Here is a 976-nt window from a genome sequence, read left to right as displayed (position 1 = left end):
AGGCGCGACGGCCTCCCCGGGGAGGCCGTCGCGCGGCAGCTCAGGACCGTGCGGCGGCACCGTCGCCGGCCGTCAGGGCCCTGGTCGGGGTGCCGACCTCATCGAGTGCAGACGGCAGCTCCACGCCCCACTCCCGCCCGGTCGGTGAGCCGACCATCGGGTCATCCGGGTCGAAGTCCATACCGGGGATCAGCGGGCCGTAGGGCGCGTGCGAGCGCGGCCGCACGGACACCGGCGCAAGCACTCCCGCGGGCGCCGACAGGAGGTGTCGCTGGCGGTGTCGGCGCAGCTGCTCGAGGGCGTCGTGCATCGAGCCGGGACGGTCGTGCTCGAGCGCCATCGCGGCAGTGATCGCGAGCCGGTAGGCGTGGCTGAGCCGGTGGTAGCGCCGGCGCACGACGCTCAGTGTCGAGTGGCTGTCCAGGGCCATGGCGTAGTCGACCCGCGCCCGCGCGACCGCGCTGCGGGCCGTGGTCAGCTCGGCCTCGAGGGCACGACGCTGGGCGAGGTCGATCTCGTAGGTTCGACGGCGGGCGACTCTGCGCATCGCATGGCTCCTAGCTCGTTCCGGGCCGCGGGCGCACGGCCCTGCGTTCAGTCCTCTGCCGAGTCCGGCGGGCAGTCCCATGGTGTGCCCAGCCGGACTAATAAACCAGGGAAAATCCGTTTAAAATATCCGACCGGATGGTGCGGGGCCGGATGGTGGACGAGAGCGCGTATGACGCGTGCTCGGCATACGCTCGAACCATGGCTGACTCACGGAGCATCGATCCGGTCGTCGTCGACCACGTCGCCGGCGTGGCGCGGGCGGCACGGGAGGCCTCACGCCGGCTCGCGCTGCTGTCGCGGGCGGAGAAGGACGCCGCCCTCGAGGCGTTGGCGGACGCACTCGACGCGGCCACCCCCCAGGTGCTGGCCGGCAACGCCCAGGACCTCGAACGAGGTCGTGAGCGCGGCCTGCCCGACGCGTTGCTCG

The 976-nt window shown here is 72.4% G+C and carries 1 protein-coding gene and 1 pseudogene; one reads left to right on the top strand and one right to left on the bottom strand.

The genetic code is table 11. The features are described from left to right. Positions 1-40 precede the first annotated feature (40 nt). Positions 41-547: a hypothetical protein gene (locus tag FRW57_RS22070; RefSeq protein WP_152187087.1), complete on the bottom strand. Its 507-nt coding sequence runs from the start codon at positions 545-547 to the stop codon at positions 41-43. Positions 548-747: 200 nt separating this feature from the next. Here FRW57_RS22070 and FRW57_RS22065 point away from each other — a divergent pair. Beyond that, positions 748-976, top strand: a pseudogene (locus FRW57_RS22065) (glutamate-5-semialdehyde dehydrogenase); the annotation flags it as partial.

Source organism: Segeticoccus rhizosphaerae (assembly GCF_009192725.1).
Lineage (GTDB): Bacteria > Actinomycetota > Actinomycetes > Actinomycetales > Dermatophilaceae > Segeticoccus > Segeticoccus rhizosphaerae.
This window is presented reverse-complemented; position numbering and strand designations above follow the sequence as displayed.

What these genes read in the sequence shown, in the direction of transcription:
- FRW57_RS22070 (WP_152187087.1), bottom strand. Translation starts at nt 547, where the DNA reads ATGCGCAGAGTCGCCCGCCGTCGAACCTACGAGATCGACCTCGCCCAG.